Consider the following 20,795-nt stretch of genomic DNA (forward strand, 5'->3'; position numbering starts at 1 on the left):
TCGATTCGATGTTTAGTAATTGGCAGGTTGTTGTTGAATTAATGTCTTTGTCTCCACATAAACTACCTAATTACCAACAAGGAATAAGAGCTATGAGGCTTATTCTATCAGCGTTATAAGCGACTTGTCGCCCCGACAGTCGCTTCAGTTCTCTCGGGTCGGGGTTGCCATCTATAAAATCACTTAATTCTTGTAAATAGTGTTGCTCAGACATATTGCTTTTTTGCCGATTTCCAGTATACAAGTATTATTATACTCCCTAATTATTATAATTTATACAATTTTGCGACTCATTTAGGACTGCTATAGCGATCCTCGCATCATTTGTAAATTTCTTACTCCCGGATCGCGAGCTCGGGGAGGGTTGGGGTGGGGTAAAAAATTTATGACTCCTGCAAGGATTGCTATATACAACCGAGAAGATGAGTGCAAAAGCCGCCCTCCCCATGTAATCTTGATTTGTAACGACTACTTATTTGCCATTTTTGATTTTTTTCGGAACAGCCGATCGTGCTCTGGATGGTACAAGCGCGATCGCCCTTCTGCTTCTTTTCCCAACGCCGGACTAATCACATACATTGTCGTTCTGAGCAAATTATTTTCGCGGGTAGCAACTGCCATTTTGTCAAGGGGAACTAGCACAATTTTTTCATCGGGCCAGCCCAACCGATAACAAATCGCTACAGGCAAATCAGATGGGTAGTGTTCCATCAATTTAGCTTGAGCTTGTTCGACATGGCGTGCGCTCAAGTACAGGCACAAACTCGCTTGATGAGCCGCTAAACTCGCCAATTCTTCGCGTTCTGGTACTTCGGTTCTACCGCTAATTCGCGTCAAAATAATTGTCTGCACAACTCCGGGAACTGTCAACTCAATTTTAAGTTTAGCAGCAGCAAGTTGGAAAGCGCTAATTCCCGGGATTACCTCAAAACCAATTCCAGCGTCGGCCAAAGCTTGCATTTGTTCGCCGACGGCCCCATAGAGACAGGGATCGCCCGAATGGAGGCGGACGACGCTTTTTCCGTCCTGCACTCGTTCCACCATCAAAGGTACAATCTCTTCGAGGGTCTTATCAGCAGTTTGGATCACTTCAGCATCCGCGCGTACCCCCTGCAAAATTTGCACTGGGACTAGCGAATCAGCAAATAATATGACATCGGCAGCAGCCAATAATTTTTGCGCCTTAACAGTTAACAAATCCGGGTCTCCCGGGCCTGCACCTACAATGTATACGCCTGGAATTAGGGATTCAAACTGTGTCAAACTCATTGCTACTAAAAAATTTTCTAAATTTACTGGCGCTTCCGGATGCACCTGTTTTGGTTGGAAGTAAGGAATGGTAGATGCACCCTGGTTTCAACCCTAGAGACTAACCTCTCTAGGGTTTTTTATTGATCCTCTGGGGATTTGTGAGTGATACTTGCCCGATCGCCTTTGGGGGAAATAACATCTGGTAAAGGTCGATCGACCAAATAAAGCCAAGCCAACCCCGCCAATCCTAAAACAATCCCAGTCAAGCTTACCATTTGCGCCGTCCGCAACGGCCCGAACATCAAACTATCAGTTCGCAACCCTTCAATCCAGACTCGACCCGAACTGTAAGCTGCAATATAAACCAAAAACAAAGCACCAGTTTTTAAGCGAATTTTGCCCTGCAAATCGCGGAAAAACAAAGTCATAAGCAACCCAAATACTGTCAAATTCCACAGAGATTCGTAGAGAAATGTGGGGTGGAAGTATTCAAAATTAGCGTAGGCGGGCGGGCGGCTGTTTGGGGGAATATAGAGTTTCCATGGCAAATCCGTAGGGCTGCCAAAAGCTTCGGAGTTAAAGAAATTTCCCCAGCGTCCGATCGCCTGACCGAGAATTGCCGAAGGCGCGATTAAATCTGCCAATTGCCAAAAAGAAACTCGCTGAATTTTAGCAAAAATTAAAGCTGCGATCGTGCCGCCCAAAATCGCCCCGTGAATGGCAATTCCGCCTTTCCAAATCGCAATAATATCCTCTGGCCTCTGGGCGTATTGCTGCCACTCGAAAGCCACGTAATAAATTCGAGCGCAGGGAATAGCCCCCAGAACCAGCCAAATTGCCAAATCGCCCAGCAATTCCGGGTTAACGCGGCGCTTTTCGGCCAAGTATTGGGACAGACTGACCCCAATCAAGACGGCAGAAGCTATCAACAGCCCGTACCAGCGGATGGCTAGGGGGCCGAGTTGAAAGATAATCGGGCCTGGGGAGGTAAATTGAAACGCTAAGGGCAGCGCCAGAATATTTAGCACCATAAAAGTTGCATTAATTGTCATGGAAAGCCGTTAAATTTTGCATACCCTTTAACAAACTACAGAGTTTATTTTAGGTGGCTGCGGTCATTTATACGCAATTTTTGGGGAATTTTGCCAAAAATTAACTTTGTTGTCGAGATTTCTGTTATTGCAACCTTGTTGACGTGGCACGACGGACTCAAAGGCTACACTCAGAATCACAGAATTACCTTGAAATGCGTCCCGCAATCTACAGCAGGTTGCAGGTTTATAAAGTACACCCGCTTATCGATCAATTCCCGTCGAAGGCTCTGCCGTCTCCATACTGCACTTCGTAAACTGGGGATACGCTGTAAGCGTCAGTGGGGCTTGACATACAAAAAGTATGGGTGTTAATATGCAATCATCAAAAAATTAATATTCTTTTAAAAAAAAATATGACACCATCCAAATTTTACATTCCTTCCTTGGACGGAATTAGGACGATTGCTTTTCTCCTTGTCTTTTTATCTCATGCAGGGGCCGAGAAGATTTTCCCTGGAGGCTTTGGTGTAACAGTGTTTTTCTTTTTAAGCGGATATTTGATCACAACTTTGCTGAGACGTGAATATGAACAAAACCAATTCATTAATTTAAAACATTTTTATTTACGACGTATTCTGCGAATTTGGCCTGGGTTTTATCTCGTCTTATTCCTAGCATCTATCTTGACATGGATAGGTGTACTGGAAGGAGAAATGAAACTACCAGCTTTTTTAAGCCAGGCTCTCCATTATTATAACTATTATGCAACTTTTATTGATCGTTACGGAGTAGCTCCTGGTAGTGTCGTATATTGGTCTCTGGCGGTGGAGGAACACTTCTACTGTCTTTTTCCTTTTCTCTACATAAGTTTACTCAAAATGCGTGTGAGTCCCCAAAGGCAAATGTTAATTATTTGGGGAATTTGCTTAGTTATTCTAATTTGGAGATGTGTTCTAGTGTTTGGCATGGGAGCAGATAAAATTAGCATTCTTTTTTTATCAGATACGAGAATAGATAGTATATTGTTTGGCTGTGCATTAGCGGTCAATGGCAACCCAGTATTAGATACTCCCTATGGCTCTGATAGACTGTGGAAGTATTTCGTACTACCAGCCGGAATTACTGTAATTATTTTATCGTTTATGTCTAATTCTAGTGAATTTGAAAGTACATTGCGTTACACTATTCAAGGTATTGCACTACATGGTCTTTTTATTGCTGCTATCCGTTTTCCCGATTGGGGAATATTTCAAATTCTCAATTGGAATTGGATGCGGTTTAGTGGTTTGCTTTCATACTCGCTTTATTTAGTACACCATACTGTACTTAAGGCTGTTTATCTTTATTTACCTCAAATTTCTGGGGTTTTGCAAGCAGCGATGAGTATGCTGATTTCTATTATATTAGCCTATGCAATGTATAGGTATATAGAACTGCCATGCGGAAAGCTACGCAAGCAGTTGTCATCCTCATGAAGTTAAGTGCCAGAAAATATTTACCAAGTCTATTTTCGCCAATTTCGTCAGCGATCGATGGCAGCTTTGGTCGAGAAGTTTTAAGATATAGGGTGGCTTTAAATTTTCTGATGACCTATGTCTCCTACTTCCGTTTCTCAGGTGTACTCTTCTGGTAATTCCAAGGGTGCGAATCAGTCTCGCAAGACTGCTGCTTTGGCTGTTGAGTCGGGTAAAATTCCGCCCTTGCTGGGGGCGAGTTTAGCTGAGTTAACGGAGTGGGTGCAGCAGCAGGGACAACCGGCTTATCGGGGAAAGCAGTTGTACCAGTGGATTTATGAGAAAGGTGCACGATCGATCTCTGACATTTCTGTATTCTCGAAACAGTGGCGCGAGACTGTTGCTAAAATTCCGATCGGGCGATCGACTATTCACTATCGATCGGTCGCACCAGACGCCACCGTAAAGTATCTCTTAAAATTAGCAGACGGTCAAATCATTGAAACAGTAGGCATTCCCACCGAAAAACGGCTGACTGTGTGCGTCTCAGCGCAAGTTGGCTGCGCGATGGGCTGCGACTTTTGCGCTACGGGAAAAGGCGGTTTCAAGCGCAATTTAGAAAAACACGAAATCGTCGATCAAGTCTTGACAGTACAGCAAGATTTCGGCCGCAGAGTCAGCCACATCGTATTTATGGGAATGGGCGAACCCCTGCTGAATTTCGATAATGTTGTAGCTGCTGTCAAGTGTTTGAATCAAGACGTAGGAATTGGACAGCGAAACATCACCATTTCTACAGTAGGAATTCGCAATCGCATCAGCCAACTAGCCGAACATCAACTGCAAGTTACCCTCGCCGTCAGCCTCCACGCTTCCAATCAAAGATTGCGCGAAGAGTTAATTCCTAGCGCCCGCCCTTATGTTTTGGGTGACTTAATCGCAGAATGTCGGGAATATGTGCGATCGACTGGGCGGAGATTGAGTTTTGAATACGTGCTTTTAGCTAATGTGAATGACTTGCCAGAACACGCAGCCGAGTTAGCAACTCACTTGCGCGGTTTTCAGTGTCACGTCAATTTGATTCCTTACAATCCGATTCAGGAAGCTGATTATCAGCGACCCACTCCCAATCGAATTAACAGTTTTGTTTCGGTTTTGAAGGAAAAGAAAATTGCAGTTAGCGTGCGGTATTCTCGCGGCTTAGAAGCAGATGCCGCCTGCGGACAATTGCGGGCATCCGAGGTTTAGGATGGGATTTTTTACCGCTAAAAATTCCTAGGGTGCGTCCCGATCGCGTTATTTTCTCGATAATTGAGAAATTCTGTTCTGACGCACCTCATATCAAATCCGGTAGCATCAAAATTATAAAATCATTCTCTGCATCTGCGTGAATCAGCGTCAATCCCTTGTCATCTGCGGTTAACAAATTCTCTTTTTTTAACCGCAGATACAGGCAGATAAACACAGATTAACGCAGATGAATTAGATCGAGTCCGGTTGCACCATCATTGATATCAGTTTTTCGATTGAGAGTCGTACCGCCAACAGCCAGCAGTCAACAGTCAACACTACTGTGCTTAAACTGTTCGGAAATCGTTAACACCAATTAGCGAAGCGTTGACTCCGATTAAAGAGGCGATCGCAATTCCATTTACTTTAATCAAAGTATTGTTATCACTCTGACTAATTTCCAATTGATTAAAACTCAAACCGCGAGACAATCCTAACACATCTTCGCCTTTAACAAAATCGGAAATAATATCAAATCCGAGATTACTTGCGATCGCAAACGTGTCATTACCAATCCCGCCAATCAAGCTGTCCTCTCCTAAATCTCCGAACAATAAATCGTTGCCACTACAACCGAGGATAGTGTCGTTGTTTCCACCCCCATAAATTGTATCATTTCCAGCACCGCCATCTATCAAATCATTATTCTCATTGCCACCGAGTAAATCATTGCCAGCATCGCCGCACAGGGTGTCATTTCCTGATTGTCCGAAAATAGAATCATTGCCTTGACTTCCGACTGTGACATCGTTATCTTGGTCGCCGATGAGGATATCGTTGCCTTTGCCCCCATCCATAAAGTTGGCGCCTTCATTGCCATAAATGAAGTCATTGCCATCTTCACCGTTAATCGAATCGTTCCCATTATTTCCGAAGATGATATCCTCGCCTCCACCCCCTAGTATGAGGTCGTTACCTTTGCCGCCAATAAGGAAGTCATTGCCGCGCTTTCCGTTGAGGAAATCGTTGCCTTCATTGCCGTTGAAAATGTCGGGGCTGTTGCCACCAATTAGGTTGTCGTTACCTGCTTTGGCATCGAATATATTGGGACTGTTCCTGCCCAAATAACCGTCATTTTGGGAAGTACCAATTAGGATGCCAGAATTGCCGTTGATAATATTATCGACTGGATTTGGTCGATCGAGGTTTGGTCGTTCTATGCGATCGCCAATGCAGTTTGGATCGGGTGTGGGAGTGGGCGTGGGAGTGGGAGTTGGTGTGGGCGTGGGCGTGGGAGTTGGCGTTGTATCTACGATCGTCAAAATCGCCGTATTTTGATTTCCCAAACTAGCATTATTTGTCGCATTTGTCAAACTGAGATTGACAGTTTCATTCCCTTCTACTAAGGTGTCCTCAGTGATAGGAATAGTGAAAGTTTTGCTAGTTTCGCCAGAGAGAAAGTTTAACGTACCCGACGTAGCAGTGTAATCACTTCCGGCGGTGGCGCTACCGTCAGCAGTTTCGTAACTCACAGAGGCCGAGACATTGGTTTCACCTGTACGATTAACTGCAATTGTTTGGGTTGTGCCGTTTTCATTAACGCTGTAAGTGGCGCTACTGAAATTAAAAATTCCCGGCGCTACAATGTCGTTATCGGCGATCGCCACTGAAGCAGTTTCAGTACCAGCAGTCCCCAAATTGTAAGCAGCCCCACCCACTAAAGTCAGCTTGAGGGCCTCGCTACCTTCCACAAGGCTGTCGTCAATGGGGGTAATAGTAACATCTGCGAAAGATTGACCGGCCGGAATGATAATGCTACCCGTTAAATCCGGCGTGTAATCATTGCTGGTGGCAAAGCCCGTACCGCTAGCAGTTGTATAATTTACTGTCAGCGGCAGGCTGGTACTGCCCGATCGCGTAATGCGGAAAGTACCTGGATCTGTACCAGATTCGGCTGCTGTTGCGTCTGTCGCAGTAATAGTTACCGTCGGTAATGGAATGTTAAACCGGGCTACACTCGGATCGTGGTCGCTGTCTTGGTCGGCAAATTCTGAGTTGATGTGAACAACATCAAATCCGGCTAAATTTTCAGCTAAATTATTGCTAGCTAAAATGTGGTCTAGAACCTGCGCGTTACCTTGAAAATTATAAGTGTAGCGCTCATTTTCCGGCAGAGTTTCAATTAAGTTTTGCAGCACAGGTGTGCCGCTACCGCCCGGAATTCCCCGGACAACATTCAGGGGTTCAGAAAATTGGAAATCGTTTAAATCTCCTGCAACAATCACATTTGCATTGGCATCTACTGCCAAAATGCTATCGACAAAATCCTTGACAATTTGTGCTTGTTGGAGGCGCTGAGTTTCTGAAGAGAGCACAGGCGGTTGGTTGGGGCCAAAAAGCGGTTGGTCGCCGCCTTTTGAGTTGAAGTGATTGGCAATCACAAATACTTGCTGCCCGTTGAATAGAAATTCACCGACTAGAGGCTTGCGGCTGCTATTAAAGGCTGCATTAGTCGGGTCAATTCTGCCGGGACTTGCTGAGAGTGCGGGCGCGCCACTGACGCTGTTAACTGTTGTTGGGGTTGTGGGAGTGCCGCCTGGGCGATCGACAAAAGTAACGCGGCTGGGATTGAACAAAAATCCCACCCGAATATTGCCACCCGGTTCGCCGCCGTCTTGGTTGTTTACAGGGTTAATTTGCCGGAATTCATAAGTCGGGCCGCCCGCTGTTTGAATGGCGGAAATTAAGGTATTGTAAGTTATGTCAGCCGCAACAGTAGTGTCATTAGTCGCCCCGTTGTTGTCTTGAATTTCCTCCAAATTGATAATATCAGGACTTTGGAGGTTGCTGACTATTCGGCTGGCTAGGGCTGGGAATTTGGCGGTATCGCTTGGGTCTAAATTCTCGACGTTGAAGTTGGCGACTGTCAGTTGATTGGCATTTCCTGTTAGGTTTGTAACTTCCTTAGCCAAGCCGCCAGCAGTGACGCTGGATTGAGGAATTTGAGCGGTATTTAAAACCTCGTAATTGCTGAAACTGTAACCGACGATGCCTGAGACTGCACTCAATTGGTCGCCGACGTTGGTAACAGGCGATAGGCTGCCACCGCTGGGCGGATTGAGCAAGGTGTCGTCAATTTGAATGCGTTCGGGATTAAAATCAGTAGCAGAAACGGCAATCCCACCACGATTAGTTCTGCCCGTAGCATTTGCACCGTTATCTGGCAAAACGTAGAATTCTCCAAAGCTAACTGTGGGGCCGACAACTACTGGATTGTTGACTTGTACGAGCATTCCTTCTAAGCTTTCATAGAAGTCGATGCCTTCAGTTGTCGGGTCGAAATCGCCGCCAGTTTCTACATTGCCCGCAGCAGTGAAATCATTTTGAATGGAAGTTGTAGGCTGAGTGCGGCCGCCGTTGCCGATAATAGTTGGAGTAACTGTACCGAGAGATGCGATCGCCCCCACCGCAGCCCCAGAAACCGTAGCATTAATTTGGGTAGTGGTAAGATTGGTGGCGTTGTTAGCCGGGCGGAATTCGTCAACTCGACCAGTTACCTGTACCGATTGTCCGACTGTCGGATTCGCGATCGCGGAATTTCCCAGGAACACAAAAATCGCTTCCGATGTAGAATCTGGATTAGGCCCTGTGTCGGGAGTCGGGTCTTGCATATAAAAACCGCGACTGCCCCCAGCGCTAATTACCCCTGTCACTACACCCGGAACATTGCTAACAGTTTGAGTGGCTAAAGATGAAGTGTGACTTGCGCCTTGAATGTTGCGGATGCGAACCGGAGAATTACCTAAAGTTACCGTATCGCTGCGGAATTTCTGGAAGTTATCCTGCGGCAATTCTTTGGAGATAATGTTGTCGCCGTACCACACATTGTCGCCGTTATCAACTAATAGCTGAATCTGACTGCTATCGGTTAAGGTACTCGGCACTTCCACGATTGATTCAAAACTGCCGCCTGCATTCAAAGCAGTCAAGTTCGCCGATCGCACGATCGGTGCATCAGCAGCATTTCCCGTCCAAGTATACAGCCGGAAGTCTTTCGGGGCCGTACCCGTAGCGTTGTCAGCAGGGCCGGCGACAATTAGGTATTGGTTGCTAGCATTGCGATCGATACTGCGAATTCCGCGGCCGCCCAAATCTAATTGAATCGGAGCACCGATGGTAGCGCTGGTAGCCGTCCCCGTTACCAAGTTGGCAAAGTTAGTAATCGGTGCGATCAAAGCTTTAGTGCGATCGGTTGTCGGAACTTGCGGTGCCCGGAATGCAACGTAGGCAGTAGTGTTGTCCGGGGCAAATGTCAAGCCTTCAATATTGAAACCGTCGAGGGTGGCTGCTTCCGGCACTTTGCCCGCAGCCGCGCTATCGGTAAAGTTGAAACCGTTAGTATCTCCCCACGCAATCAAATCACTTCGCAGGTTGTTGTACTGGCCGGTGTAAGCGAGATTTGTTGCCGCACCGGTACCGGAGATATCCGTCGCAAACAAGCGGTAACGGTTGGGGCGCAAATTGCCGCCGCTGGCGTTGCTGTGGGAACCCAGCCAGTAAATTCGGTTGCCGGCGCGGGTTGAAGCTTCGATGTCAACTTCTCTGGGAACACCGCCGGATAAGTCACTCAAGCCGAGAGAGTTGGTAAAATCAAAGGTTTTGACTGGTAAGCCGGAATTGGCCCGATCGTACAAACGAATAATTTGGTCTTCATCATCGGCGACTACCATATAGTTGGAGTCGATCGCGATCGCTGTACTCGCATCGCTTGTCCCCGTGAGAAAGCGGCTGATCGCAGGAGTGCCCGAAGCAGCAGAAGCAGCGTAGTTGAGGACGGTAGATGTTGTGCTTGTTCCGTCGCTAACGGTGACAGTCACATCAGCATAGCCGACACCTGCAGGAGTAATTTTCAGATTGCGGTTTGCACCGGTACCGCTGAGGGCTAAATTGGCGTTGGGAACGACAGCAGTGTTGCTGCTGGTTGCGGTTAATGTCAGACTGGCGGCAGCAGTCTCCGCATCGGCTAAAGTAAAGTTGACACCGAAGTTTTTCGCCGGATCGGTGGGGTCGTTGATGACTCCAGACAAGCTAGGAACTGTTAAAAATGTAGAAGCTGCACTCGGTGCGATCGTTGGAGGAGTGTTAGCAGTCGTTCCAACAGTTGTAGTGAGAGTCGCAGTAGAGGAATTGTTGGTTTCGTTGCTTTCGGCGATCGTATTTCCCGGATCGGCAACGGACGCCCCAACAGCGCTGGTGACAGTACCCGTAGCAGTCGGAGTAACATTAACAGTCAGAATTGCACTGCCGCCTGGATTGATCGCACCTCCTGAAAAAGTAACGACTCCACCCGCTTGACTTACTGTATAACCGGCACCGCTAGCCGAATTGTATGTCACCCCCTGCGGCAGAGTGAAGTTGGCGCTAACTCCTGTCGCAGCAGCAGTACCGCTGTTGGCTAATGTCAGCGTGTAGTTGAAGGGAGTGTTAACCGTCGCTGTAGCAGGGGCGCTGCTGGTGATGGTTAAGTCGGGTAAAGGAGTTGTTGTGGCGATCGTCACTGCTGCTGCAATATGTGTTAGTGCAGTAGGATTAGTCACACTCGTAGCTGTGCGCGGAGTCGTCCAAGTACCCGTACCGGCATTGTAAGTTCCCGTTAACTTAGTAAACCTCCCGCCAGCAGGATCGGGAAAAAGAGTTGTATTAGTTCCATCCCCAAAAGTTCCCTGTGCATTCTCGTAGATATCATTTGTTGGCAATACATAACCGCCAGTAGCAGGATTTGCACTCCCTACACCCGTGCCAAAAAATACAGCATCAATCGGAACAGTTGTGCTAGTAATGCTGGCAACCGGAACGTCAAAAATCCCAATACCGTCAGCATTATCGCCTCCATTTCCTAGCACGCCGGTAGTGTTCAGAGATCCAAAACCATCACCCGCAGTTGTGCCTGTATTGATAGTTTTCAGCCAATTTGCCGCAGAAATATCTGTAGTGGCGGCACCGTTAATTAATTTGCCAGAACCCCCTACATAAGCAACTTGTCCCTGAGTGAGAGTACCTGAATTAATGCTGAAACCGTAAGTTAAAGCAGCCCCGCTAACCCATCCGTTGGGATTTGCAGTTCCATTATTTGCCCACACCACCGTGTATGGAGTCGCTGCAAAGTCGATCGCCTCTGTAGCAATTACCTGCAAATACTCGTAAGGACTATCTGTACCGGCTGGATTTGCCATGTAGCCCGAAATCACTAATTTTGCTGCCATAAGACTTTTTTCCCTAGTTGGCGATCGTTATTACTCCCAAAAACCGATACTAATAGCCTAAAGTTAAGGAATAGTAACTATTTATTTAAGTAATAGTTAATAAGTACCGATTAAAAATAATTTACGCGATTCTTTTCCAAATTATAGCTAATCTGGCTAATCCCAACAAGACAGGTTTGGGCCGCTCGCCCCACCGCACCTCTCACAAAATATCCACTCTTGTGATCTATCGCTACTAAAATCTGCACCTTCTGAACCAGCGGCACGGCTCGAGTTTGGCTTATAAGTGGTGCCTGTGGCTAAGCTGTTCGGGATTTAAATTGTATGTCAAAAAACAATAAAACTCTTGTGGGGTGGGCGTCCCGCCCGCCCCGAATATGCAATTTAAATGCGCGACAGCTTATTTGCAGCATCCAACACAATTTACATGGGTGCGGGTGGTAATTTAATTAGAGTAAGATAAGTTATTCAAGCAACATATCCGCCGCCGTCTCAAGTTTACGATCGGAATGCTATTCAAGCATTTCAGGACTCAGTTTTGGACAACTCTATGTAGGAGCCAAACAAATAAGTAAAATGTTGAAAAATTATATTGGGATGCCTCTAAGTAATCTCTTTCGGTTGGTAGCAAGGTGGCTTAAGCGAACAAGCAACATTATGGCAATCGCTACAGTTGTCGCTGTTGCCATCTTAGCCGGACACACAACATCGGCTCAACTCGCCGCTGCTTCCGAACCGTCTGAAGCACTGGCTTCGCTTAAAACCGTAGCAGTCCCTGAGCCACCAAACTTAGGAGAATTCGTCAAAAACAAACCGGCTGCAATTGCCTTAGGAAAAGCTCTGTTCTGGGATTTGCAGGTGGGCAGCAACGGAATGCAGTCTTGCGCCACTTGCCACTTTCATGCTGGAGTTGATAGTCGTGATAAGAACCAGCTCAGCCCAGGGCTGTTGCGGGTAAATGCCAGCGGTGAGGCAAATCCAGACATTACGTTTAATGCAGGTAAGGGTCCCAACTCTGTGCTGCAGCCAGGGGACTATCCGTTCCACAAGCTGGCAGACCCGAACAATCGCTTGTCGCAAGTTCTAGCTGACACCAACGATATTACAGGATCTCAAGGGGTAAGTCTGACAAAATTCATCGATATTGTCCCTGGTAGTGCGGTCGATCGGGTACAGGTTGTGCCAGATTCGGTCTTTAACGTCCAGGGCACCAACGTGCGTCAGGTAACAGAACGCAACACGCCCAGCACAATTAACGCTGTGTTTAACTTCCGCAACTTTTGGGACGGACGCGCCCAAAACGAATTTAATGGTGTCAATCCGTTTGGGTCAAGAGACCCAGGTGCCTATGTCCTGAAAGCACCGACAAAGCAATCCCCTCTGCAGCAGGTGAAAATTAGCCTCAAGAATTCAGCGCTGGCGTCCCAGGCAGTGGGCCCACCGCTAAACTCTGTGGAACAATCGGCAACGGGTCGGGTATTTGCTGATGTCGGGCAGAAGTTCGATAGCATTAAAGTCAAAAAGCTGCCTAGAGAGACGGGTAAAAAGCTTCGGGTGCTAGCGCCACTTGGCCAACAGCTTGTGCATCCCGAAGACAGCGTTCTGGGCACCTTGAGCCGTTGGCCCGGGCCCGGACTCAAAAATAAAAGTTACGAAAAAATGGTTGAGGATGCGTTTCACCGGCAGTGGTGGGACTCGAAGCAAATCATCAAGGTTGATTCTCAAGGAACTCGGTCTTTCAAGCAGCCGCAGGGAGCTTTGGCAACCGATGAGTTTACACTGATGGACTACAACTTCTCATTATTTTTCGGATTAGCGATTCAACTGTACGAGTCCACCTTGATTTCTGACGATTCACCCTTCGATCGATTTATGGAGGGAAACAGCAACGCCCTGACTGTACAGCAAAAGCAAGGCAAGAATCTGTTTGAAGGTAAAGCGGGGTGTATCAACTGTCACACAGGGGCTGAATTTACTGGCGCCTCCGTCAACCATGTGGAGGATGAACGGGTGGACCACCTGACGCTGGTAAATGGTGGAGAAGCTGTCTATGACAATGGCTTCAACAATATTGGCGTTCGACCCACTTGGGAAGACTTGGGCGTGGGCGGCAAGGATCCTTTCGGCCATCCCCTTTCAGAATCGCGGCTAGCTCAGCAAGGACTTTTTACGTCATTACTAAATGCAACTCCAAATGACACCGTCGGTGCAGATGAACATATTGCAGCAGAGGGTGCATTCAAAACGCCTGGACTGCGGAATGTGGAGTTGACAGGTCCCTACTTCCACAACGGTGGGCAACTCACCTTGCGACAGGTCGTTGATTTCTACAATCGAGGCGGGGATTTTGCTGAGAACAACATTGACAATCTCGATGCTGACATCCACAGCCTAGGACTCAGCGAGGAAGAGAAAACGTCTTTGGTCGCATTCCTTGTATCTCTGACCGACGAGCGCGTTCGCTATCAGCGTGCCCCCTTCGATCATCCACAACTGTTTGTGACGAATGGACATCCCGGAGATCAGAACGCCGTGACCAATGATGGCACAGGGCAAGCTACCACAACACTGCTAGAGTTGCCTGCGGTGGGTGCCAAGGGGACTAATACTCCTCAACCACACTTCTTGGGGGTTCCCCCGGAGCGAGCAACGACAACGATTACTCCGTCATCTACTACGCCATCATTAGAGAATCCACTTAAGGGAAGCATTACTGACGAAGACTGTCCATCAGGCTCAAAACCTAAGTTTGTCAGCGGAGGATATATGTGTGTCACTAAGTAATGATGAACTGCGGTATTGAACACCGCTTTAAAGGGGATTACCAGGCGATTTTCGCGGTTGAAGCCTGAGAAAACTCATGCGAGCGCGATCGAGAAATCTATCCTAATCCCCTTTGATATCATGTCCGGTCGAGGGACCGCGATTTTTGTAGGGGCCCGTGAGCAAACAATACCTGCCAATAATTGACCAGCTCAAAAACCCGCCCCGACCGGGATATTATGGTTAATCGATCGGACATGATATGAGTCCTCAACTGAACCGTTAAAATCCCCAACTTCTTAAAGAGGTTGGGGATTTTGTATTCATCGCTTGAGTGTGGATCCCCAACGAGCTGTGCAGGAGCCACACACAGATACTCAAACACCTGCTTCCGCATATCCAGGTTGTTGTTGTCGCCCTAGGGAGAGTTGGCGATCGTCCACCGAATAATCGGAAGGAATGAACCGTTTAACGCCCTGCTGTTTGGCAGCATCAATCAAGTTTTTCTGCCCGAGCACGGTCACTTCATTGTTGCCAACAGCCGATACAATAACATCTACCTCTGCACAGGCCCGCCGAAGGGTTTCACCCTTCATTAAGTCGCCTTCAACGATCCCTGCACTCTTTGCTTTCATTTCATCTATTTTCTGGCGCTTTTCTTGATGGCTTTCGTTGCTCGATCGCACCATTGCTTTAAATTCAACATTTCCTTTGTCGATCGCAGCAGCGACAATCTTAGAACCCAGAATTCGAGTATAACCGACAACCAGAACAATCAATTTTGTAGTCCTGATTTTCCTTGTAAAGTTTATAGTAAAGTTTATAGATTTATAACTAAAGCTCATGCTTGGATCGCCAGCTTTCCTGCTAATGCGACTTCAAAGTCGAAGGGTGGGTTCGGAGCTGGCTCAACTTTTCGGTAAATGGTTGCCAATGCTTGTGCTGCAAGGGTTGTGAGCCATTATCTCGCGGTTTGTTTTGGCACTCCTCCACCTTTTTTTCGGTCAGAAAACCCAACGTTGCGTCTGTTTTTTCACTTGATTCAGCAAGCCCTATGTAAAGTTGCACAGTCCACGCTCCAACAACCAGAACATACAAGGAAACAAAGCATCCTGAACCAGCGAGACGGCTCGAATTTGGCGGATAAGTGGTGCCTGTGGCTATTTGCCGCATCCAATACAATTTACAGGGGTGCGCGTGCTAACTTAATTAGAGTAAGATAAGTTATTCAAGCAACATATCCGCCGCCGTCTCAAGTTTACGATCAGAATGCTATTCAAGGATTTGAGGACTCTGTTTTGGACAACTCTATGTCGGAGCCAAACAAATAAGCAAAATGTTGAAAAATTTCATTGGGATGCCTCTAAGTAATCTCTTTCGGTTGGTAGCAAGGCTGCTTAAGCGAACAAGCCACATTATGGCAATCGCTACAGTTGTCGCTGTTGCCATCTTAGCCGGACACACAGTATCGGCTCAAGTCGGTCCTCCACCAGCTAATCCACTGGCTTCGCTTAAAACCGTAGCAGTCCCTGAGCCACCAAACTTAGGAGACTTCGTCAAAGACAAACCGGCTGCAATTGCCTTAGGAAAAGCTTTGTTCTGGGATTTGCAGGTGGGCAGCAACGGACAGCAGTCTTGCGCCAGTTGCCACTTTCACGCAGGAGTTGATAATCGTGATAAGAACCAGCTCAGCCCAGGGCTGTTGCGGGTAAATGCCAGCGATGGGCCAGATCCAGACATTATGTTTAATGCAGGTAAGGGCCCCAACTCTGTGCTGGTGCCAGGGGACTATCCGTTCCACAAGCTGGCAGACCCGAACTTGCGCTCCTCGCAAGTTCTACGTGACACAAACGATATTACAGGATCTCAAGGGGTAAGTCTGACAAAATTCATCGATATTGTCCCTGGTAGTGCGGTCGATCAGGTAGAGGTTAAGCCAGATCCGGTCTTTAACGTCCACGGCATCAACGTGCGTCAGGTAACAGATCGCAACACGCCGAGCACAATTAACGCTGTGTTTAACTTCCGCAACTTTTGGGACGGACGCGCCCAAAACGAATTCAATGGTGTGAATCCGTTTGGGTCAAGAGACTCTGGTGCGTTTGTCCTGAAATCACCCAGAAAGCAATCCCCTCCCGAGAAGGTGAAAATTAGCCTGAAGAATTCAGCGCTGGCGTCCCAGGCAGTGGGCCCACCGCTAAGCTCTGTGGAAGAATCGGGAACGGGTCGGGTATTTCCTGATGTCGGACAGAAGTTCGATCGGATTAAAGTCAAAAAGCTGCCTAGAGAGACGGGTAAAAAGCTCAAACAGCTACGGCCGCTTGGCACACAGGTTGTGCATCCCCAAGACAGCGTTCTGGGCAGCTCGAGCAATTGGCCCGGGCCCGGACTCAAAGACAAAAGTTACGAAAAAATGGTTGAGGATGCGTTTAAGCCGGAGTGGTGGGACTCGCAGTACATCATCAAGGTTGATTCTACAGGAGGAACTCAGTCTTTCAGGCAGCCGCAGGGACCCAGGGCAACCGATGAGTTTTCACTGATGGACTACAACTTCTCATTGTTTTTCGGATTAGCGATTCAACTCTACGAGTCCACCTTGATTTCTAACGATTCACCCTTCGATCAATTTAAGGAGGGAAACAGCAACGCGCTGACTGTACAGCAACAGCAAGGCATGGCTCTGTTTAACCAAGCGTGTGTCTTCTGTCACGGTGGGGCTGAAACGACCAACGCCTCCGTCAATAATGTGCAGAATCAACGGCTCAAACGGATGACGGTGGGAAATGCTGCACAAGCTGTCTATGACACTGGCTTCTACAATATTGGGGTTCGACCCACTGGGGAAGACAGGGGCGTGGGCGACAATGATCCTTTCGGCCATCCGCTTTCAGAATCGCGGGTAGCTCAGCAAGGACTCTTTCAGTCATTACTAAATGCAACTCCAAATCTAACCGTCGCTGCAAATGAACGCATTGTAGCCGAGGGTGCATTCAAAACGCCTGGACTGCGGAATGTTGAGTTGACTGGTCCCTACTTCCACAACGGTGGGCAAGCCACCTTGCGACAGGTGGTTGATTTCTACAATCGAGGCGGGGATTTTGCTGAGAACAACATTGACAATCTCGATCGTGGCATCCGCAACCTAAACCTCAGCGAGGAACAGAAAACGTCTTTGGTCGCATTCATGAAATCTCTGACCGACGAGCGCGTTCGTTATGAGCGTGCCCCGTTCGATCATCCACAACTGTTTGTGACGAATGGGCATCCCGGAGATCAGAACACCGTGACCAATGATGGCAAAGGGCAAGCGACCACAACAGTGGTAGAGTTACCTGCGGTGGGTCGCAACGGGACTACTACTCCTCAACCAAACTTCTTGGGCGTTCCCCCGGAGCGAGCAACGACAAAGATTACTCGGCCATCACCGAATCCACTTGAGGGAAGCATTACTGAGCAAGACTGTCCACCAGGCTCAAAACCTAAGTTTGTGAAGGGAGGATTTATGTGTGTCACTAAGTAATGATGGACTGCGGTATTGAACACCGCTTTAAAGGGGATTACCAGGCGATTTTCGCGGTTGAAGCCTGAGAAAAACCCATGCAGGGCGATCGTGAGATCTATGGCAATCCCCTTTGATATCATGTCTGGTCGATTACCCTGATTCCTGTAGGGGCCCGTGAGCCAATAATATTTGCCCCTAACGGACAATCTCAAAAACCAGCCCCGGCAATTGTATTATGGGCGATCGATCGGACATGATATGAGTCGTCAACTTAACCGTTAAAATCCCCAACTTCTTAAAGAGGTTGGGGATTTTGTATTCATCGCTTGAGTGTGGAGCCCCAACGAGCCAGAGCAGGAGTCACAAAGAGCTTGCTCAACTTTTCAATACATGGTTGCCGGTGATGCAAGGGTTTTGAGCCATTATATCGCTATTTTTTTTGCACTCCCCCACCTTTTTTCTGTCAGACAACCCAACGCCGCGTCTCCTTTTTCACTTTATTCAGCAAGCCGTATATAAAATCCTGACCTTTAACAAAATTCGAGATAATACAGCAGATTCTCGTCCATTTCTCAGACAAAAGTATCCTCGCCCAAACCTGGGACAAATTTCGACAATTTTTACCTAAAAATTGAGCAAAAACAATAAATTCTACAAGCGTTTAACAAGTATCCACCGCAACTCTAACGGGGGTGTTTGTTGCACGGGAAATAAATCGCGCCCGCTGGCCCAACTGACAAACCAAGGTGTCGGCGGCCACGCCGAATCAGGCAAATGTTTTTGTTCGTATTCAATCACCGATTCATCAGAAATAATTTCTAACGGCAAACCCTCTATTGCTGCTTGCAATTCTTGTCTGGTAATCAGATAAGACCAACACAACTCAGACATTTGTTTTGCCATCTCGTCGGGTTCGTACCCATCTACAGCTAAGAAAGTGCTGAATAAGATAAACCCGCCGCTTAAAACGGCATCGGACATTTTGCCGAGGAACAGGCGGACTTGTTCGGGGTAACGGAAGTGGGAGAGAACTTCGGTAGCAATGGCTAATTTGTACCGATAAGTTTTCATCCTCAATAATGGGTCTAAAACGTCGCCTTGGGTGACATTTATCGGTAAGTTTTCGGCGGTGGCTGCGGATGATAGTTTCTCGGCAAATATGGGTGTTAGTTCGATCGCATCTACGGGATGACCTAACCTTGCTAAGGGCAAACTATTGCGCCCTGGACCCGCACCGACATCTAAAATAGGTACTTTTGGGGGTTCGCCTAATTCGGCGGCAATGGCGATGACTTTGGCATCGGGATGGCTGCCGAATAAAGGTTCGGGGCGAATATCCGGCCAGCTATGATATTTCTGGGCCACTGATTCGACTTGAATCTTGGTATCCAGAGTAATGCCGCCGGCTAAACCGGTTTGGGAATTGGCGGGAAAGTATGAGACTATTAGATTAGCGTGGGGAGAATTTTTGAATCCTTCTGCTAAGGCGTTGGCAATTAATGTTCGCAAGTTTTCGGTTTGGGCAGCGTCGAGGTTTTGCCCGAGAAGTTTTAAGAAGTCTGAGAGGAATTTAAGATAGTCCTCTAGCATTGATGGCAAGCAAGGCAGAGAGAATTCTCCCTTGATGCCGATGCTCTTTTTGAGCCTTTCTTTGAGAATTAATTTCAGACGATTGGAGTCTGTCAGCGGCGGGCCTGTTTCGGGTGAGTCGCTGACGGGCAATTTGGGGACAGATGCGGCACTCGTGAGGTTTTTAGTCACAATATTTTCGATTAGATTCGGCAATAAGTGCGATCGCACCGAGCATAATCTTGTGCTCTTGTACTTGAATTCGAGCGTGCAGCGTTTCTGCTGTATCCTCAGGCAATACTGGCACCGCAGCCTGCATTAAAATCGGCCCGCTGTCTACTTCTAAACGGGCGATATGCACCGTACATCCGGTAATTTTAACCTTGGCGGCCAGTGCTTGCTCGACGGCACGAATTCCTGGGAAAGTCGGCAGTAAGCTGGGGTGAATGTTAATAACGCGATCGGGAAAAGCATCAAGTAAAACTTTGGTAACAATTCGCATCCAACCCGCCATCACTACCCATTCTACATCATATTTTTGAAAATTTTTGACAATTTTTGTATCTAATTCTTCGCGGCTTTTGCAGTCGCGATGATTGAGAAGAATCGAGGGAATGCCATATTTTTCTGCTCGGGCTGCGGCTTTGGCTTCGGGGTTGTTGTAAATTAATACTGGGATTTGAGCGTTGAGTTGTTGATTTTGGATTGCTCGGGCAATCACCTCGAAGTTGCTGCCGCTTCCTGATGCTAAAATCCCTAACTTTAACGGAGGATGAGCCGGAGCGATCCTCTGCGAGGGCTTCGCTAACAAACTTTTGCCAATCTCAGGAGAAATCAGGCTGGCATTGGAATTAACAGATACTGGATTAGCGGTCATTCGATTTTAGATTTTAGATTTTAGATTTTAGATTTGGGATTGATCCCAGGGATAAATTCGGGGGCTTGAGGATTTTAGATTTGAGATTTTGGATTGATTCCACGGATAAATCCGGGGGCTTGTACCATCAATAAATTCTTGTCATAAAGATAAAAACTATTCACTCGTCTTCTACAATACAGGTAAAGGGTAAGGTGTGCTTTGGCGCACTCTACATGGAGATATTGCCTAAGCCCTAAGTATATTTTTTTTTCGCTGACTTACTGATTCACTCTTATTCTACAATATTATCAAAAAACTCTTCCCTGAGAATCGAATAAATTTTTAGATCCCAATATCTGCCTTTCACAAATAGATGCTGTCGCAATATCCCTTCCAATTGCATCCCCACTTTTTCCATCACCCGAGCCGAAGCAATATTGTTAACCTCACAGCGAGCCATAATTCGATTCAGCAACATCTCCCGAAAGCCGAATTCAATAACTGCATTGACCGCCTCGCTCATGTATCCTTCTCCCCAATATCTTCGAGAAAGTGCGTAACCAATTTCCGCGCGGCTGTGTGTCATGCTCCATTCCACAAATCCGCAAGTGCCGATAAATTTTTTCTCGGCTTTATGGACGATTCCCCAATCTACAAGCTCTCGTCTTTTGTACATTTTTGTAATTGACTGGAGAAAATATTTAGTGTCTTCTATCGAGGTATGAGTTGACCACATTGTGTATTCTGATACTTCGGGGTTTGAGGCATACTCAAACATATCGCTGGCATCGCTTAAAGTTATTTTTCTGAGCAGGAGCCTTTCAGTTTCTATAGTGGGTAAATGGGCTAATATATCGAGAAGATTCATTT

Annotated in this window: 11 protein-coding genes; 4 read left to right on the forward strand and 7 right to left on the reverse strand. The window is 47.2% G+C overall.

All coding sequences use genetic code 11. The annotated features are described in order from the left end of the window. Nucleotides 1–468: 468 nt before the first annotated feature. The gene (cobM, locus tag ACUVJL_RS16425; RefSeq protein WP_445246828.1) at nt 469–1,269 is read right to left on the reverse strand and encodes a precorrin-4 C(11)-methyltransferase; all 801 of its coding nucleotides are present in this window, start codon (nt 1,267–1,269) and stop codon (nt 469–471) included. Nucleotides 1,270–1,388: 119 nt separating this feature from the next. Then, entirely contained in the window at nt 1,389–2,282 is an 894-nt protein-coding gene (gene lgt, locus ACUVJL_RS16430; RefSeq protein ID WP_445246847.1) for a prolipoprotein diacylglyceryl transferase, read from the reverse strand. Nucleotides 2,283–2,698: 416 nt separating this feature from the next. Here lgt and ACUVJL_RS16435 point away from each other — a divergent pair, with 416 nt between their 5' ends. Then, complete coding sequence (locus tag ACUVJL_RS16435) at nt 2,699–3,760, forward strand: acyltransferase family protein (protein WP_445246829.1); 1,062 nt, start codon at nt 2,699–2,701, stop codon at nt 3,758–3,760. A 117-nt stretch (nt 3,761–3,877) separates the two neighbouring features. After that, nucleotides 3,878–4,987, forward strand: a complete 1,110-nt coding sequence (gene rlmN, locus ACUVJL_RS16440; RefSeq protein ID WP_445246830.1) for a 23S rRNA (adenine(2503)-C(2))-methyltransferase RlmN — start codon at nt 3,878–3,880, stop codon at nt 4,985–4,987. A 329-nt stretch (nt 4,988–5,316) separates the two neighbouring features. Here the strand turns inward: rlmN and ACUVJL_RS16445 are convergent, their stop codons facing one another. After that, a complete protein-coding gene (locus tag ACUVJL_RS16445; RefSeq protein ID WP_445246831.1) occupies nt 5,317–11,232 on the reverse strand; it encodes a Calx-beta domain-containing protein in 5,916 nt (1,971 codons plus the stop codon). A 657-nt stretch (nt 11,233–11,889) separates the two neighbouring features. Between ACUVJL_RS16445 and ACUVJL_RS16450 the strand changes: the two genes are divergently transcribed. Next, the gene (locus tag ACUVJL_RS16450) at nt 11,890–14,016 is read left to right on the forward strand and encodes a cytochrome-c peroxidase (protein ID WP_445246832.1); all 2,127 of its coding nucleotides are present in this window, start codon (nt 11,890–11,892) and stop codon (nt 14,014–14,016) included. 356 nt (nt 14,017–14,372) lie between these two features. Here the strand turns inward: ACUVJL_RS16450 and ACUVJL_RS16455 are convergent, their stop codons facing one another. Then, nucleotides 14,373–14,774: an NmrA family NAD(P)-binding protein gene (locus tag ACUVJL_RS16455; RefSeq protein ID WP_445246833.1), complete on the reverse strand. Its 402-nt coding sequence runs from the start codon at nt 14,772–14,774 to the stop codon at nt 14,373–14,375. Nucleotides 14,775–15,412: 638 nt separating this feature from the next. On the opposite strand from ACUVJL_RS16455, the gene ACUVJL_RS16460 reads away from it, so the two are divergent. Further along, on the forward strand, nt 15,413–17,515 hold the full coding sequence (locus ACUVJL_RS16460; RefSeq protein WP_445246834.1) for a cytochrome-c peroxidase: 2,103 nt from the start codon (nt 15,413–15,415) through the stop codon (nt 17,513–17,515). A gap of 633 nt (nt 17,516–18,148) precedes the next feature. Here the strand turns inward: ACUVJL_RS16460 and ACUVJL_RS16465 are convergent. From ACUVJL_RS16465 to ACUVJL_RS16475, 3 genes are all read right to left on the reverse strand, one after another. Beyond that, complete coding sequence (locus tag ACUVJL_RS16465; protein WP_445246835.1) at nt 18,149–19,258, reverse strand: class I SAM-dependent methyltransferase; 1,110 nt, start codon at nt 19,256–19,258, stop codon at nt 18,149–18,151. Beyond that, nucleotides 19,251–19,943, reverse strand: coding sequence for a phosphoribosylglycinamide formyltransferase (purN, locus tag ACUVJL_RS16470; protein WP_445246836.1), 693 nt, complete (start codon nt 19,941–19,943; stop codon nt 19,251–19,253). The genes ACUVJL_RS16465 and purN overlap by 8 nt, the downstream gene beginning before the upstream one ends. 274 nt (nt 19,944–20,217) lie before the next feature. Continuing rightward, the gene (locus ACUVJL_RS16475; protein WP_445246837.1) at nt 20,218–20,793 is read right to left on the reverse strand and encodes a GNAT family N-acetyltransferase; all 576 of its coding nucleotides are present in this window, start codon (nt 20,791–20,793) and stop codon (nt 20,218–20,220) included. Nucleotides 20,794–20,795 lie beyond the last annotated feature (2 nt).

This window comes from Microcoleus sp. OTE_8_concoct_300, from assembly GCF_031383065.1.
Lineage (GTDB): Bacteria > Cyanobacteriota > Cyanobacteriia > Cyanobacteriales > Microcoleaceae > Microcoleus.

What these genes read in the sequence shown, in the direction of transcription:
- ACUVJL_RS16460 (WP_445246834.1), top strand. Translation starts at nt 15,413, where the DNA reads ATGGCAATCGCTACAGTTGTCGCTGTTGCCATCTTAGCCGGACACACA.
- ACUVJL_RS16475 (WP_445246837.1), bottom strand. Translation starts at nt 20,793, where the DNA reads ATGAATCTTCTCGATATATTAGCCCATTTACCCACTATAGAAACTGAA.
- rlmN (WP_445246830.1), top strand. Translation starts at nt 3,878, where the DNA reads ATGTCTCCTACTTCCGTTTCTCAGGTGTACTCTTCTGGTAATTCCAAG.
- purN (WP_445246836.1), bottom strand. Translation starts at nt 19,943, where the DNA reads ATGACCGCTAATCCAGTATCTGTTAATTCCAATGCCAGCCTGATTTCT.
- ACUVJL_RS16445 (WP_445246831.1), bottom strand. Translation starts at nt 11,232, where the DNA reads ATGGCAGCAAAATTAGTGATTTCGGGCTACATGGCAAATCCAGCCGGT.
- cobM (WP_445246828.1), bottom strand. Translation starts at nt 1,269, where the DNA reads ATGAGTTTGACACAGTTTGAATCCCTAATTCCAGGCGTATACATTGTA.
- ACUVJL_RS16450 (WP_445246832.1), top strand. Translation starts at nt 11,890, where the DNA reads ATGGCAATCGCTACAGTTGTCGCTGTTGCCATCTTAGCCGGACACACA.
- lgt (WP_445246847.1), bottom strand. Translation starts at nt 2,282, where the DNA reads ATGGTGCTAAATATTCTGGCGCTGCCCTTAGCGTTTCAATTTACCTCC.
- ACUVJL_RS16435 (WP_445246829.1), top strand. Translation starts at nt 2,699, where the DNA reads ATGACACCATCCAAATTTTACATTCCTTCCTTGGACGGAATTAGGACG.